Source organism: Rhodococcus sp. PvR099, from assembly GCF_017833315.1.
GTDB lineage: Bacteria > Actinomycetota > Actinomycetes > Mycobacteriales > Mycobacteriaceae > Rhodococcus_G > Rhodococcus_G oryzae.
Genome location: NZ_JAFIBV010000001.1, coordinates 3,741,031 through 3,754,168 on the forward strand (window position 1 = coordinate 3,741,031; position 13,138 = coordinate 3,754,168).

At 71.1% G+C, this 13,138-nt stretch carries 14 protein-coding genes; 10 read left to right on the forward strand and 4 right to left on the reverse strand.

Annotated features, from left to right (window positions below; genetic code table 11):
- Positions 1–7 precede the first annotated feature (7 nt).
- Positions 8–748, reverse strand: a complete 741-nt coding sequence (locus JOE46_RS17170) for a hypothetical protein (protein ID WP_269590459.1) — start codon at positions 746–748, stop codon at positions 8–10.
- Between the two features lie 124 nt (positions 749–872).
- Between JOE46_RS17170 and JOE46_RS17175 the strand changes: the two genes are divergently transcribed.
- The 5 genes from JOE46_RS17175 to JOE46_RS17195 all read left to right on the forward strand — a co-directional run bounded on the left by JOE46_RS17175 (position 873) and on the right by JOE46_RS17195 (position 5,260).
- Positions 873–1,643: a DUF2470 domain-containing protein gene (locus JOE46_RS17175; RefSeq protein WP_209927938.1), complete on the forward strand. Its 771-nt coding sequence runs from the start codon at positions 873–875 to the stop codon at positions 1,641–1,643.
- Positions 1,644–1,665: 22 nt separating this feature from the next.
- Positions 1,666–2,475, forward strand: a complete 810-nt coding sequence (locus tag JOE46_RS17180; RefSeq protein ID WP_209927939.1) for a CPBP family intramembrane glutamic endopeptidase — start codon at positions 1,666–1,668, stop codon at positions 2,473–2,475.
- 286 nt (positions 2,476–2,761) lie between these two features.
- Positions 2,762–3,991, forward strand: coding sequence for an LCP family protein (locus tag JOE46_RS17185; RefSeq protein WP_307861351.1), 1,230 nt, complete (start codon positions 2,762–2,764; stop codon positions 3,989–3,991).
- A 64-nt stretch (positions 3,992–4,055) separates the two neighbouring features.
- Positions 4,056–4,613: a ferritin gene (locus JOE46_RS17190; RefSeq protein WP_306455759.1), complete on the forward strand. Its 558-nt coding sequence runs from the start codon at positions 4,056–4,058 to the stop codon at positions 4,611–4,613.
- Positions 4,614–4,711: 98 nt separating this feature from the next.
- Entirely contained in the window at positions 4,712–5,260 is a 549-nt protein-coding gene (locus JOE46_RS17195; RefSeq protein ID WP_097214366.1) for a ferritin, read from the forward strand.
- A 70-nt stretch (positions 5,261–5,330) separates the two neighbouring features.
- On the opposite strand, the gene JOE46_RS17200 is transcribed toward JOE46_RS17195, so the two are convergent.
- Complete coding sequence (locus JOE46_RS17200) at positions 5,331–6,731, reverse strand: PLP-dependent aminotransferase family protein (protein WP_209927940.1); 1,401 nt, start codon at positions 6,729–6,731, stop codon at positions 5,331–5,333.
- A gap of 50 nt (positions 6,732–6,781) precedes the next feature.
- Between JOE46_RS17200 and JOE46_RS17205 the strand changes: the two genes are divergently transcribed.
- Both JOE46_RS17205 and JOE46_RS17210 read left to right on the forward strand, forming a co-directional pair.
- Positions 6,782–7,240, forward strand: a complete 459-nt coding sequence (locus JOE46_RS17205; protein ID WP_097214368.1) for a carboxymuconolactone decarboxylase family protein — start codon at positions 6,782–6,784, stop codon at positions 7,238–7,240.
- Positions 7,241–7,267: 27 nt separating this feature from the next.
- Positions 7,268–8,206, forward strand: coding sequence for an NADP-dependent oxidoreductase (locus JOE46_RS17210; protein WP_179800725.1), 939 nt, complete (start codon positions 7,268–7,270; stop codon positions 8,204–8,206).
- Positions 8,207–8,287: 81 nt separating this feature from the next.
- Here JOE46_RS17210 and JOE46_RS17215 read toward each other — a convergent pair whose 3' ends face one another.
- On the reverse strand, positions 8,288–9,226 hold the full coding sequence (locus JOE46_RS17215) for a DUF5926 family protein (protein WP_097214369.1): 939 nt from the start codon (positions 9,224–9,226) through the stop codon (positions 8,288–8,290).
- 138 nt (positions 9,227–9,364) lie between these two features.
- On the opposite strand from JOE46_RS17215, the gene JOE46_RS17220 reads away from it, so the two are divergent.
- Positions 9,365–9,994, forward strand: a complete 630-nt coding sequence (locus JOE46_RS17220) for a TetR/AcrR family transcriptional regulator (protein WP_097214370.1) — start codon at positions 9,365–9,367, stop codon at positions 9,992–9,994.
- A gap of 59 nt (positions 9,995–10,053) precedes the next feature.
- Here the strand turns inward: JOE46_RS17220 and JOE46_RS17225 are convergent, their stop codons facing one another.
- Positions 10,054–10,836: an enoyl-CoA hydratase gene (locus tag JOE46_RS17225; protein WP_097214371.1), complete on the reverse strand. Its 783-nt coding sequence runs from the start codon at positions 10,834–10,836 to the stop codon at positions 10,054–10,056.
- A 189-nt stretch (positions 10,837–11,025) separates the two neighbouring features.
- Here JOE46_RS17225 and JOE46_RS17230 point away from each other — a divergent pair, with 189 nt between their 5' ends.
- Positions 11,026–11,829 carry a crotonase/enoyl-CoA hydratase family protein gene (locus JOE46_RS17230; protein ID WP_097214372.1) on the forward strand — a complete coding sequence of 268 codons (804 nt, stop codon included), beginning with the start codon at positions 11,026–11,028 and terminating at the stop codon, positions 11,827–11,829.
- A 91-nt stretch (positions 11,830–11,920) separates the two neighbouring features.
- Positions 11,921–13,114 carry an acetyl-CoA C-acyltransferase gene (locus tag JOE46_RS17235; protein WP_097214373.1) on the forward strand — a complete coding sequence of 398 codons (1,194 nt, stop codon included), beginning with the start codon at positions 11,921–11,923 and terminating at the stop codon, positions 13,112–13,114.
- Positions 13,115–13,138: the final 24 nt, after the last annotated feature.

Here is a 13,138-nt window from a genome sequence, read left to right on the forward strand (position 1 = left end):
CCGGAGTTCAGGGCGCAGCGGTGGCGGTGATCCCGTGTGCCGCGAGGTGACGCTCCGCCTCCTCGGCGTCGTCGACCTCGATGCTCAGCAGCACCGTGCGAAGCGCCTCGGCGGCGTCCTGGTTCAGCCCGGCAACCCGGGTCGGGTCGGGGGCGACGAACGCGGCCCGGACGTCGTCGCCGCGCAGGGCCGCGACCGTGGCCGCGAGGATCGCCAGCGCCTCCGCCCCGGAGGTCGCCCTGGCCACGAAGCCCGCGTGGGAGTGCGCGAGGACCGCCAGGAAGTCGGCCACCTCGTCGGGGCTCGCACCCGCGCGCAGCCCGGGGTGCGCCCCCGCATCGGCGATCCGGGTGGCGACCTCGGCCGCCCAGCCGGCCTCCGCGTCGTCGGCGGGGGCGACGAACACCGCCAGCGGCGCCGACAGCGGGTGCGGGTTCGACTCCCCGGGTTGCGTCAACTCGATGGCGTCGTCGAGCTGTTCCAGGCTGCAGTCGATGTCGAAGCGCGCGACCGCGGGCCCGTCCGACGCGAGGGTGTCGGGCGCGACGTCGAGCGACACGACGACCGAATCGTCCGAGCCCGAGCCCGAACCGAGCGCGCTCGCCGCCAGCACCGGGGGACCGAAGATCGCTCCGAGGCGCCTGCGCGACACCGCGGGCGCGTCCGGGCATCGCTGCGAGAGCAGGCCCGTGAAGGGCGGCTGCCGATCGTTCGGCGTCGGCGGATGAAGGGTGAGCAGGGTGGACACGGCCCCAACCGTAGTCGCCGCGGACGGAGATCTTGCGGGCCATCGGGTCCTGCCGTAACTTAGGCATGGCTAACCTACTGTGATCGGCATCTCCGTGACCCGGACCGAACGAAGCGAGCGCCACATGACTGCTGCCACCACCACCCAGGGTCCGTCGACCGCGGAGCGGGTCCGCAGCGCCTGCGCCCGAGCCCAGCAGGCGGTGCTGGCCATCGACGGCAGCGATCCCGTCGAGGTCTCCGTGCACCACCTGCGGACCTGCGGCGACGTCGTTCTCACCGTCCGCACCGACTCGGTGGCCACCGCACTGACCTGGCAGGCGGGGCGAGCCGGGCTGCCTGCGGTGCTCGAGCTCACCGACCTGACCCCGCTCTCCCTGCGGGAACCGGTGCGGTCGCTGGTCTGGCTGCGCGGCGCCCTGCACCCGGTGCCAGCCGAGGCCTCCCGCGCGCTGGCGGCCGCCGTCGCCGACGAGCGCCCGGACCCCGCATTGCTCGACGTCGGGCACACCACCACCCTGTTGCGCCTGATCCTGGACTCGGCGGTCGTGGCGGATTCGCACGGCGCGGAGCCGGTCCCGGTGGACGCGCTGCTCGCCGCCCGTCCCGACCCGTTCTGGGAGGTCGAGGGCCCCTGGCTCGAACATCTGGAGTCCGACCACGGCGAACTCGTCGACCAGCTCGCCGGCCGATTGCCGCGAGCGCTGCGGACCGGCCGCGTCCGCCCGCTCGGCATCGACCGCTACGGCATCCGGCTGCGGGTCGAGGGCGAGAAGGGCGACAGCGACGTGCGGATGGCCTTCGCCCAGCCGGTGGACGACGTGTCCGAGCTGAGCCGCGCCCTGCGCCTGCTCGTGGGCTGCCCGTTCGTGAACGGCCTGCGCGCCCAACGCTGACGCGCGGCATACCCTCACCGGTGTGACCCGGTTCGACGCCTGGCTCCGGCCTACCCCGCCCCCGCAGACCGAACCGCCGCTCGACGCCGCGGGCCGTCGCGCACTGTGGCTCGAGATCACCATCGTGCTGCTGGTCACCTTCGGGCTCAGCGGACTGTCCGGCATCCTCTCGCTCATCGAGGACGCGCTCGCGCCCGGCGGACTCGCCGACCAGACGGTCGCACTGAACGCCTCCCGATCCGAGCACGGCTGGATCGACCTCGGCCGCCAGCTGCTCGGCATCGTCAGGCTCTGCGCCTGGGCCGCGCTGGGCCTGTACCTGCTCTGGCGCAGCGGCCTCGGCCCCGCGAAGATCGGGCTCGGCCGGCCGCGAGCCCGCGCCGACCTGCTGCCGGGCGTCGGGCTGGCCGCGCTGATCGGACTGCCCGGACTCGCTCTCTACCTGATCGCCAATTCCATCGGCGCGAACCTGACCGTGCTGCCCAGCACCATCGAGGAGCACTGGTGGCGGCTGCCCGCACTGCTGCTGTGGGCGCTCGCGAACTCCGGCGCCGAGGAGGTGCTGGTCGTCGCGTACCTGATCTCGCGACTGCGCAGGCTCGGCTGGAGCGAGAACTCGTCGCTGCTGGCCTCCTCACTGCTGCGCGGCAGCTACCACCTCTATCAGGGCCTCGGCGGCGGCATCGGCAACATCGCGATGGGCCTCGTCCTCGGCCGATACTGGCAGCGGACCAACCGGCTATGGCCGCTGATCGTCGCGCACTGGCTGATCGACGCGGTCGCCTTCGTCGGGTACACCGCCCTGCGTGGCCACGTCTCCTGGCTGCCGTGACCAGTAGAGTCGAGCCGTGAACGGCGAGGATCCCCAGTACCGCGACCCCCGCGATCCGCGGGTGGGCCGCGGCGCGCCGCCGCGCGGACCGCAGCCCCAGCAGGGCCGTCCGGTCCCCCCACAGCAGGGCCGTCCGGTCCCGCCGCAACAGGGCCGTCCGATGCCCCCGCAGCAGGGTCGCCCGCTACCGCCGCAGCCGCGGCAGGGTCAGCCGATGCCCCCGCGGCGGGTGCCGCCGCCCCAGGGCCAGGGCAGGCCGATACCCCCCGGCCCCGAGGGCACCCAGGTGATCCGCCGCGACGGTCGCCGCGCCGAGCCGACGCAGGGCGCGCGTGCCTGGTCGCAGGCTCCCGAGCCGTCGCCGCAACACGGTGTCCGCCCGGGCGCGACCGAGCCGACCAGGGCCCACCGCCCCCAGGGTGGGTCGCCATACGCACCGCCCCAGAAACCGGAGCCGTACGCCGACCCGTACCGCAGGCAGGCCGACCGCGTCGGCCCTCCGGTCCAGCCGCCCCGCCGAACCGGTCCGGCGGCGCCTCCCCCGCAGCCACCCCGGCCTGCGAAGACCCGCCGGAAGGCGAACTGGGGCCGCCGAATCGGGCTCGTCCTTGCGGCACTGCTGGTCCTCGTCGGCGGCTCGGTCGTCTACCTGGATCGCGGGCTGAACCGGGTCGATGCGCTCGCCGACTACCCCGGCCGGATCGGGGACACCCCTGGAACCAACTGGCTGCTGGTCGGATCGGACAGCCGTGCCGGGATGACACCCGAGGAGGAGGCCGCGCTGGCGACCGGTGGCGACACCGGAAACGGCCGAACCGACACCATCATGGTGGTGCACATCCCCAAGAGCGGCGCCGCGACGATGGTGTCCATCCCCCGCGACTCCTACGTGAGCATCCCGGGCGAGGGCAAGAACAAGGTCAACGCGGCCTTCGCGATCGGCGGTCCCCAGATGCTGGTGCAGACCGTCGAGGAGGCAACGGGCCTGCGGATGGACCACTACGCGGAGATCGGGTTCGGCGGGTTCGCCGGCATCGTCGACGCGATCGGCGGCGTCAACCTGTGTGTGCCGTACCCGATCGACGATCCGCTCGCGGGCATCAACCTGCAGCCGGGCTGCCAGGACCTGAACGGGGCGCAGGCGCTCGGCTTCGTGCGCACCAGAGCCACCCCGATGGCGGACCTGGACCGGATGAACAACCAGCGGGCCTTCATGTCCGCGCTGCTCGCGCAGTCGACGAGCATCGGCACCCTGATCAACCCGTTCCGGCTGTGGCCGCTCGTCACCAAGACGGCCGACACCATCCAGGTCGACGAGGGCGACCACCTGTGGAACCTGGCGGGCCTGGGATGGGCGATGCGCAGCGACCTGGTCACCACCACCGTGCCAGTGGGCGGCTTCGAGGTCCTCGACGTCGGCGACGTTCTGTTGTGGGACCGCGAGCGCGCCTCGTCGTTCTTCGAGGCCCTCGCCGAGGATCGACCCATTCCCCCCGAGCTGTTGACGACGGGCTGACGGCCCGCGCCCGACGGCCACCCGGCACTGAGCGAGCTCACCAACTCCGGCGCCAGCGCCGGTAATCTTCACGACCATGACCAACTCCCGGCAGCGCAGCGAGTTCCACGACCTCCTCAGCGAACAGGTGCGCAACGAGTTCACCGCCTCGCAGCAGTACATCGCGGTCGCGGTGTTCTTCGACGGGTACGACCTCCCGCAGCTGGCGGCGCGCTTCTACGGGCAGGCCGACGAAGAACGCAACCACGCGATGATGATGATCCAGTACCTCATCGACAACGACCTGGAGGTCACGATCCCCGGGATCGACGCCGTGGTCACCGAATTCGACTCGGTGCGCGCGCCCGTCGAATTGGCGCTCGAGCAGGAGCGGCAGGTCACCGACCAGATCACCAAGCTCGCCCGCACCGCCCGCGACACCGGCGACTACCTCGGCGAGCAGTTCATGCAGTGGTTCCTCAAGGAGCAGGTCGAGGAGGTCGCCTCCATGACCACCCTCCTCACCATCGTCGATCGGGCTGGCGAGAACCTGTTCGCCATCGAGGATTTCGTCGCGCGGGAGATGAAGTCGCCGGTGGCGGCCGATTCAGGCGCTCCGAAACCGGCCGGCGGCGCCATTTAGGCTCGGCTCAATTAGGTTTCACTCAATTAGGGAATACTCCCCTCAATAAGGTTCGACTTGGATGACATGCAGCCTGACCAGCGATATTGTTTCGCCGCATGAGCGATTCCGCAGACACTCAACGGACCAAATTCCATGCGCTCCTGCACGATCAGATTCGCAACGAGTTCAACGCCTCGCATCAGTACATCGCGACGGCGGTCTTTTTCGACAACGCGGATCTCCCCCAGCTGGCCAAGCATTTCTATTCGCAGGCCGTCGAGGAACGCAACCACGCGATGATGATCGTCCAGTACTTCCTGGATCGGGACATGACCGTGGAACTGAGTGGCGTCGACGCGTCGAAGTCCTATTTCGAGAACACCCGCGAACCGATCGCGCTGGCCCTCAAGCAGGAGCAGGTGGTCACCGAGCAGATCATCCAGCTCGCGAGCACCGCCCGCGAGGAGGGCGATTACCTCGGCGAGCAGTTCATGCAGTGGTTCCTCAAGGAGCAGGTCGAGGAGGTCGCCTCCATGACCACCCTGCTCGCCATCGCCGATCGGGCAGGCGACAACCTCTTCCACCTCGAGGACTTCGTCGCCCGCGAGATGAACAGCGTGGGCGACACCTCGGGTGCGCCGCCGGCCGCGGGTGGGTCGATCTAGACCCGGTCGAGCCGGACGCGGCATCGCGGCCGAGGGTGTGTGCAGCACACACCCTCGGCCGCTTCGCGTTTCAGTGGATCCGGGCGGAGACGACCAGCGCCCGGCACAGCGCCTCCAGCGCCCCGGCGAAGGCGTGCTCGGCGGGGGCCCCGTACCCGACCACCAGTCCGTCCCGCGGGGCGTCGCGCGCATCCGGGTGCCGGAAGGTCGACAGTGCGCCCACCGCAAGGCCTTCCGCGGCAGCGGCCGACAGGGCCCGCGTCTCGGTGCCCGGCGGCAACTCCAGCACCGCGTGCAGACCCGCCGCGATGCCCGTGACCCGAACTGCAGGAGCCCGATCCGCGAGGGTGGCCACCAACTGGTCGCGGCGCCGGTGATAGCGGCCGCGCATCAGCCGGATCTGGCGGTCGTATCGACCGGAGTCGACGAAGTCCGCGAGCGTCAGCTGATCGGGCACGCTGACCCACCGCTCCCAGATTCCCTTGACCTCCAGCACGGGGTCGACGAGGCGGTCGGGCAGCGCCATCCAGCCGAGGCGCAGCGCGGGCGAGAGACTCTTGCTCACCGAGCCCAGGTACACCACCCGCTCGGGATCCAAGTCCTGCATCGCCCCGACCGGCTGTCGGTCGTATCGGAACTCGCCGTCGTAGTCGTCCTCGAGGATCAGCCCTCCCGACCGGCTCGCCCAATCAACCGCCGCCGCACGGCGTTCCGGATGTAGCGGACCACCGATCGGGAACTGGTGGGCGGGCGTGAGCAGCGCGGCGGCCGCCCCCGACCGCACGAGCTCGTCGACCCGCGCGCCGTCCGAGTCGACGGACAGCGGCACCGTGCGCACCCCCGCCGAGCCGAGCAGCTCCCGGTGCACGTGCAGGCCATGGCCCTCGACCGCGACGGCCCCACCCAGCAGTGGGGCGAGCAGGGTCAGAGCGTGCGCGGTGCCCGCGCAGACGACGATGCGGTCCGGGTCCGCGCGCACGCCGCGGGCGCGGGCCAGGTAGTCCGCCAGGGCGTTTCGCAGCTCCGGCCGTCCCCTCGGATCGCCAGGGCCGAACGCGTCGCTCGGCGCCGCCGTCAGGGCGCGCCGCGTCGAGGCCAGCCACGCGGTCCTCGGAAACGAGGCCGCGTCCGGGGAACCCGGCATCAGGTTGTGCGCGGGCCGGACAGGCGGGGCCGGCCGCGGCGTCCGAAGGTCGGCCGCGGGCGCGGCCCTCGGGGCCACCCGGGTACCCGAGCCCCGGCGGGCGGTCAGCCAGCCCTCCGCGACCAGCTCGGCGTACGCGTCCGCGACGGTGTTCCGCGCGATGCCGAGATCCGCGGCCAGCGTGCGCGAGGGCGGTAGCAGTGCACCCGGCGCCAACCGCCCGGAGCGGATGTCCTCCCGGAGGGTGGCCATCAACGACGAGCGCAGACCTCCGCGACCGCGGAGGTCGAGGTGTAGATCCAATCCAGAATTGGCCCATGATTCCACCTCCGAATTGAACCACTCATTCGGTCCATTACCCGCCTAGAGTCATTCCCATGACGACAACCGAGACAGCACAGCGGGTCAACATCTTCAAGCAGTCCCCCGAGGTCTACCAGGCGATGATCGCCCTCGACGCCGCTGCCAAGAAGGGCCTCGAGCCGGTCCTCGTCGAGCTCGTGCTCACCCGTGCCTCACAGATCAACCACTGCGCCTGGTGCCTGGACATGCACACCCAGGACGCCCGCAAGGTCGGCATCAGCGAGCAGAAGCTCTACCTGCTCAATGCCTGGGAGGAGGTGCCGGGCCTGTACACCGAGCGCGAGCGCGCCGCCCTTGCCCTCACCGAGGCGGTCACCGTGCTGACCGACGGCTTCGTTCCGGACGAGGTGTACGCGCGGGCCGCCGAGCAGTTCGAGGAGCGGGAGCTGTCCCAGCTGATCGCCGTCATCTTCACCATCAACGCGTGGAACCGGATCGCGGTCAGCACCCGCCGCGTCCCACCGATCCGCTGAGCGCGCGCCCCTGAGAGGAATCGAGAAGTGAAAGCTGTTCGGATCCAGGAGAACCGCGGAGCGGACAACCCGAATGCCCTGGTGCTCGAGGAGGCGCCGTACCCGCAGGCCGCCACCGGCGACGTGATCGTCCGGGTGCGCGCCGCCTCCTTCGTCCCGGACGAACTCGACTGGCCGGGGACCTGGACGGACCGGGCAGGCGGTGACCGGACCCCGAGCATCCCGGCCCACGAGGTCGCCGGTGTCGTCAGCGAGATCCCCTACGGCACCACCGGTTTCGAGGTCGGCGACCGGGTGTTCGGTCTGACCGACTGGCATCGCGACGGCGCCGCCGCCGAGTTCGTGGCCGTGGAGGCCCGCAACCTGGCCGCGATTCCGGAGTCGATCGGGTTCCGGGAGGCCGCCGCCCTCCCCCTGGCGGGCCTCACCGCCTGGCAGGGACTCTTCAGGCACGGCGGACTGACCTACGGCGACGCGTCCGGGCGGACGGTCGTGGTACACGGGGGCGCGGGCGGCACCGGCTCGCTGGTGGTCCAGCTCGCTCATGCCTCGGGGGCTCGGGTCATCGCGACCGGCCGGGCGGCGGGCGAGGAGGCGGCCCGCGGTCACGGTGCGGACGACTACGTGACGCTCGACTCCGGTGGCCTCGACGAGACCCGGTTCGGTCCGGTGGATCTGGTGTTCGACACGATCGGCGGGGAGGTCCTGGCTCGCTCGGCCGCGCTCGTGCGGCCCGGCGGCACCCTGGTGTCGATCACGGCGCCGCCCCCGGTCACGCCGGTCGACGGTCGTGCGGTCTTCTTCATCGTCGAGCCCGACAGGCAGGAGCTCCGGGAACTCGCGCGGCTGGCGGAGCGGGGCGTACTACGCCCCCACGTCGGCGCCGCCTATCCGCTCGCCGAGGCACGGACCGCATTTCTCGCCAAGCGACGGGGCATCCCCGGCAAGGTCGTCCTCGACGTCTGACCAATGCGGCTGCGCCGCCCGTGCGTGCTCATGGAGTCCAGGGACTCGGTAAGCGCTCACGGGCGGCGCAGCCGCGTCTGATCAGCGGAGGGTGACCTGGCGGGCGCGCAGACCGTCGCGCGAGCGCAGCTCGTCGGAGGTGAGGGGCGCGTCGACGGCCAGCGCGTCGGCCAGCCGCACTCCGAGCTCGGCCGTCGCGGGCGCCCACTCCTGGGCGTGCCGCTCGGGGTCGAGATCGAACACCGGCACCAGCAGCCCGTGGGTCCGGAACGAACCGGCGTACCGCGATCCCTCGCCGAGGTGCAGTCCACCGGCCGCATGCACGCGGGCCAGGGCCAGCATCAGCTGGTCCTCGTCCTCGGGCCGCACCCAGCGCAGGTGCGCCTTCTCCCCCGCGTCGACCCACCACGCGGCGACGATGCCCTCGCCGTCGAGGCGAGCGGACGGCATGATCACCGAGTTGGCCTGCTCGACGGTGGCGGCGACCTCCGGGGCGGGCGTGACGCCCTCCGGGATCCACCAGTTGAAGTCCTGGTACACGCTGATCTCGAGCAGCGTGCCCGCCTCGATCACGTCACCGAGGCGCGGTCCGCCCGGCTGGGCGTCGGTCGCGGCGAGGGACTGCCCCGGCTCCGCGCCTGCGGCCCAGTTGACGGCGGCGGCCAGATCGGCCGAGAGATCGGCGGACTGGCCGGGCACCTGCAGGCCGACGAAGCCTGTTGCGGCGGCGGCGGTGCCGCCAGATGTCGCGGTGGTTTCGTCGCGGACGAGGCCCGCCACCGCGCCGGGCAGCACCGTCGCTGCCACGACCGTGCGCTCGCCGCCGGTCAGCGGCAGCGTCGCCGTCGCGGACGGGACGAACTCGCGCATCGCGACGAGATCGCACTCGGCTGCCAGCCCCTCGAACGGGCGCGGCACCGCGGCGGCCGCGGCGCTCTCCTGGGCGGCGCGGCGCTCGGCGAGCTTCGCCGCGCGGTTGCTGCCGGGCTTCGGACCACTGTTTCTTTTGCTCTTACCCACGTCCGGAAACCTACACGTCGCGGCCACTGGGCGAGCCACTCCTCAGTCCGGCCGTAGACAGGTCCAGTGGTGCGGAATGCGCTCACCACCCCGGTACTCTCGATCCGACCGATTTGCGATCGACAGATGTGGCAGGCAATGGCGAATCCCCCCGGCTCCGCGGCTTCCGACGAGTCCGACTCGGACTGGCGGCGGCTCCAGGAATTGGAGCTGACGCCGATCCTGTCGGCCTCGCTCGACGCATTCCACGAGCTCGGCTATCACGGCACCACGGTGCGCGAGGTGGCGCGCCGGGTGGGTGTGACGGTGCCGGCGCTGTATTACCACCACAACAGCAAGGAAGGGCTGCTGATCGCCCTGCTCGAGCTGTCCACCAGCGACGTTCTGGCCCGCGCGCACGCCGCGGACACCGACGGTGGCGACGACCCGGTGCGGCGGCTGGCCAATGTGATCGAGGCGATCGTGCTGCGCATGACAACCCGCGCTCGCCTCGCGGCGCTCGAGGGCGAAGTGCGGTACCTGAGCACAGAGAACCGGCAGCGTTACCGCGCGGTCCGTAAGGGCATCGAGGAGGTCGTGCTCCGGATCGTGCAGGACGGCACGGCCCATGGGGATTTCGATGTCGACGATCCCGCGGAGACCACGCGCGCACTGCTCGGCATGTGCCAGTCCATCCCCCGCTGGTACCACGCGGAGGGCACGCTGTCTCCCGAAGAGGTCGCGAAGAAGTACGCCGCGATCGCGTTGAAAACCGTTGGGGCGCATTAGAGGGCTCCGCCCCGCGTGTCCAGCCGGCCCTCTGCGGACCGGAGGGACTCCTGGCTGCGTCAGCGACCGAAGACCGCCGACCGTTTGCCCAGGAACGCGTCGACGCCCTCGGCGAAGTCGGCGGCCGCGAGCAGCTCGAGCTGGCCGGTCCGTTCCCGGGCGAACGCCGGGTCGAGCTGCCCGAGGGTCGCGTCGTTGATCGCGGTCTTGGTGGCCGCGAACGCGTCCGACGGCCCGTCGACGAGCCCCCGGACGAGCGCCTCGACGTCGTCTGCGAACGTCGCGTCCGGGAACACCCGCGCGATCAGACCCGCGTCGAGCGCGTCCACGGCGGGTAGTCGCTCGGCGAGCAACGCCATCCGCATGGCGCGGGCCCGGCCGACGGACGCGGCGACCAGCGCGGTCGCACCGCCGTCGGGCATCAGGCCGATCTTGGTGAACGCCAGCAGCAGGTAGCTGGACTCAGCGGCGACGGTCAGGTCGGCGCCGAGTGCGAGCGAGACCCCCACCCCTGCGGCCGGGCCGTTGACGGCCGCCACGACCGGGCGAGGGAACGCGCGCAGAGCGGCGACGAGCCGGTTGGCGGCATCGATGGTGGACGGGTCGGGCGGCGCGGACAGGTCGCCGACGGTGGACAGGTCGGCACCGGTGCAGAACGCCCGGCCTGCACCGGTGAGCACGACGGCACGAACCTTGCGATCACCGGCGTGCTCGTCCAGGGCGGCGGCCGCCGCATCGAGGGTCTCGACGGTGACGGCGTTCATCCGGGCGGGCCGGTTCATGGTGATGCGCAGGACGCCGTCGGTCAGGTCGACGAGGACGTCGTCGGTTTCGGTGCTCATGAACTGTCCTTCTCGGGAAGTCTGGGGTCGGAAGGTGCACGCCACTTGCCGCAGCCGTTTCATCAGTACCAGACCCATTTAACGGTCGCTAGCTAACCGGGCCCGTTGACCACCTCCCCGTCCGCGTGATAGTTGTCTTAGCGAGCGTTCAGTAAATCAGTTTCGCAGAAGATCCCCGAGGAGCAGCCCATGGCCGAGGAGTCGACCACCGCGCCCGAGCCCGTCGCGCTGTACGAGCGCCGCGGCAACGTCGCGCTCATCACGCTGAACCGACCCCGGGCGATGAACGCGATCAACGCGGCCCTGGCGACGGCGATCGGCAGCCTGCTCCAGCAGGCCCAAGCAGACGACGAGGTACGGGTCGTCGTGATCACAGGTTCCGGACGGGCATTCTGCGCGGGTGCCGACCTGAAGGCACTCGGCTCCGGCCAGTCCCTCGACGCCGACGGCCATCCGGAATGGGGCTTCGCCGGCTACACCCAGCACTGGGTGAGCAAGCCGACCATCGCTGCGGTCAACGGATTCGCCCTCGGCGGCGGCACCGAACTCGTCCTCGCAAGTGACCTCGCGGTCGTGGACGAGAACGCCCAGCTCGGCCTGCCCGAGGTCAAGCGCGGCCTTTTTGCCGCGGCGGGCGGCGTCGTCCGCCTGCAGCAGCAGATCCCGAAGAAGATCGCCCTCGAGCTCGCGTTGACCGGTGAACCGATCAGCGCCGCACAGGGCAAGGAGCTCGGCCTGGTCAACCGCGTCGCCCCGGCGGGGACCGCACTCGAGGTCGCCCTCGAACTCGCCGAGAAGATCGCCGCCAACGCGCCGCTCTCCGTGCGCGAATCCAAGGCGATGATCCACTGGACGGCGTCCGATTCGGACTGGGGACAGGACGTGTGGGACCTGAACGCCGAGGCCCTGAAGGTCGTCTTCGCCAGCGCCGACGCGCAGGAAGGCACGAAGGCCTTCACCGAGAAGCGACAGCCGGTCTGGCAGGGCCGCTGACCCCCCGATCTCGGCCCGGCGCTCCGCTGAGCCCCTGCCTCCGGAGCGCCGGGTCGCACCACCTTCCTCCCTCCCCCGAAAGGTTCCCCTCATGACCAACGCTGTCATCGTCGACGCCATCCGCCTCGCATCCGGACGAGGCAAGCCCGGCGGCGCCCTGTCCGGGACCCATCCCGTCGAACTGCTCTCCCACGTGCTGCGGACGATCGTCGACCGCAACGGCCTCGACCCAGCCCAGGTCGACGACGTCATCGGCGGCTGCGTCCAGCAGGTCGGCGAACAGGCCCTCAACATCAGCCGCACTGCGCTGCTCGCCGCAGGCTTCCCGGAGTCCGTGCCCGCCACGACCATCGACCGCCAGTGCGGGTCGAGCCAGCAGGCCGCGCACTTCGGCGCCCAGGGCGTCATCGCGGGCGCCTACGACATCGTGATCGCCTGCGGCGTCGAGTCGATGAGCCGTATCCCCATGGGCACGTCCGCCATGGGCCAGGACACCGGCGGCGCCGGCATCGCCACCCGCTACCCGGAAGGCCTGATCCACCAGGGCATCTCCGCCGAACTGATCTCCGCGAAGTGGAAGCTCGACCGCGAGACCCTCGACGCCTTCTCCGCGCAGTCGCACCAGCGCGCGGCCGCCGCGATCGCCGCGGGCGCGTTCGACAGGGAGATCGTGCCGATCACCGTCACCAACGCCGCCGGTGAGACGGTCACACACACCGTCGACGAGACGGTCCGCACCACCACCACCGCGGAGGGCCTGGCCGGACTGCGTCCGTCGTTCCGCACCGACGAGTTCGCGGCACGATTCCCCGACGCCCCGTGGCAGATCACCCCTGGCAACTCCTCCCCCTTCACCGATGGCGCCTCCGCCGTGCTGATCATGAGTGAGGAGATGGCCGCCAAGCTGGGGCTCACCCCGCGCGCCCGGTTCCACTCGTTCTCCGTGGTCGGCGACGACCCGATGCTCATGCTCACCGCACCCATCCCGGCCACCCACAAGGTCCTGGCCAAGGCGGGCCTGAGCATCGACGACATCGACGCCTACGAGGTCAACGAGGCCTTCGCGCCGGTGCCGTTGGCCTGGGCCCACGAGTTCGGCGCCGACCCCGCCAAGCTCAACCCCCTCGGTGGCGCCATCGCCCTCGGTCATGCACTCGGGTCCTCGGGCACCCGACTGATGACCACCCTGCTCAACCACCTCGAGGCCACCGGCGGTCGCTACGGCCTGCAGACCATGTGCGAGGGCGCCGGCATGGCCAACGCCACCATCATCGAACGACTCTGAGACACAACACTTCCCGAAAGGAAC

What these genes read in the sequence shown, in the direction of transcription:
- JOE46_RS17175 (WP_209927938.1), top strand. Translation starts at nt 873, where the DNA reads ATGACTGCTGCCACCACCACCCAGGGTCCGTCGACCGCGGAGCGGGTC.
- JOE46_RS17195 (WP_097214366.1), top strand. Translation starts at nt 4,712, where the DNA reads ATGAGCGATTCCGCAGACACTCAACGGACCAAATTCCATGCGCTCCTG.
- JOE46_RS17205 (WP_097214368.1), top strand. Translation starts at nt 6,782, where the DNA reads ATGACGACAACCGAGACAGCACAGCGGGTCAACATCTTCAAGCAGTCC.
- JOE46_RS17220 (WP_097214370.1), top strand. Translation starts at nt 9,365, where the DNA reads ATGGCGAATCCCCCCGGCTCCGCGGCTTCCGACGAGTCCGACTCGGAC.
- JOE46_RS17225 (WP_097214371.1), bottom strand. Translation starts at nt 10,836, where the DNA reads ATGAGCACCGAAACCGACGACGTCCTCGTCGACCTGACCGACGGCGTC.
- JOE46_RS17230 (WP_097214372.1), top strand. Translation starts at nt 11,026, where the DNA reads ATGGCCGAGGAGTCGACCACCGCGCCCGAGCCCGTCGCGCTGTACGAG.
- JOE46_RS17235 (WP_097214373.1), top strand. Translation starts at nt 11,921, where the DNA reads ATGACCAACGCTGTCATCGTCGACGCCATCCGCCTCGCATCCGGACGA.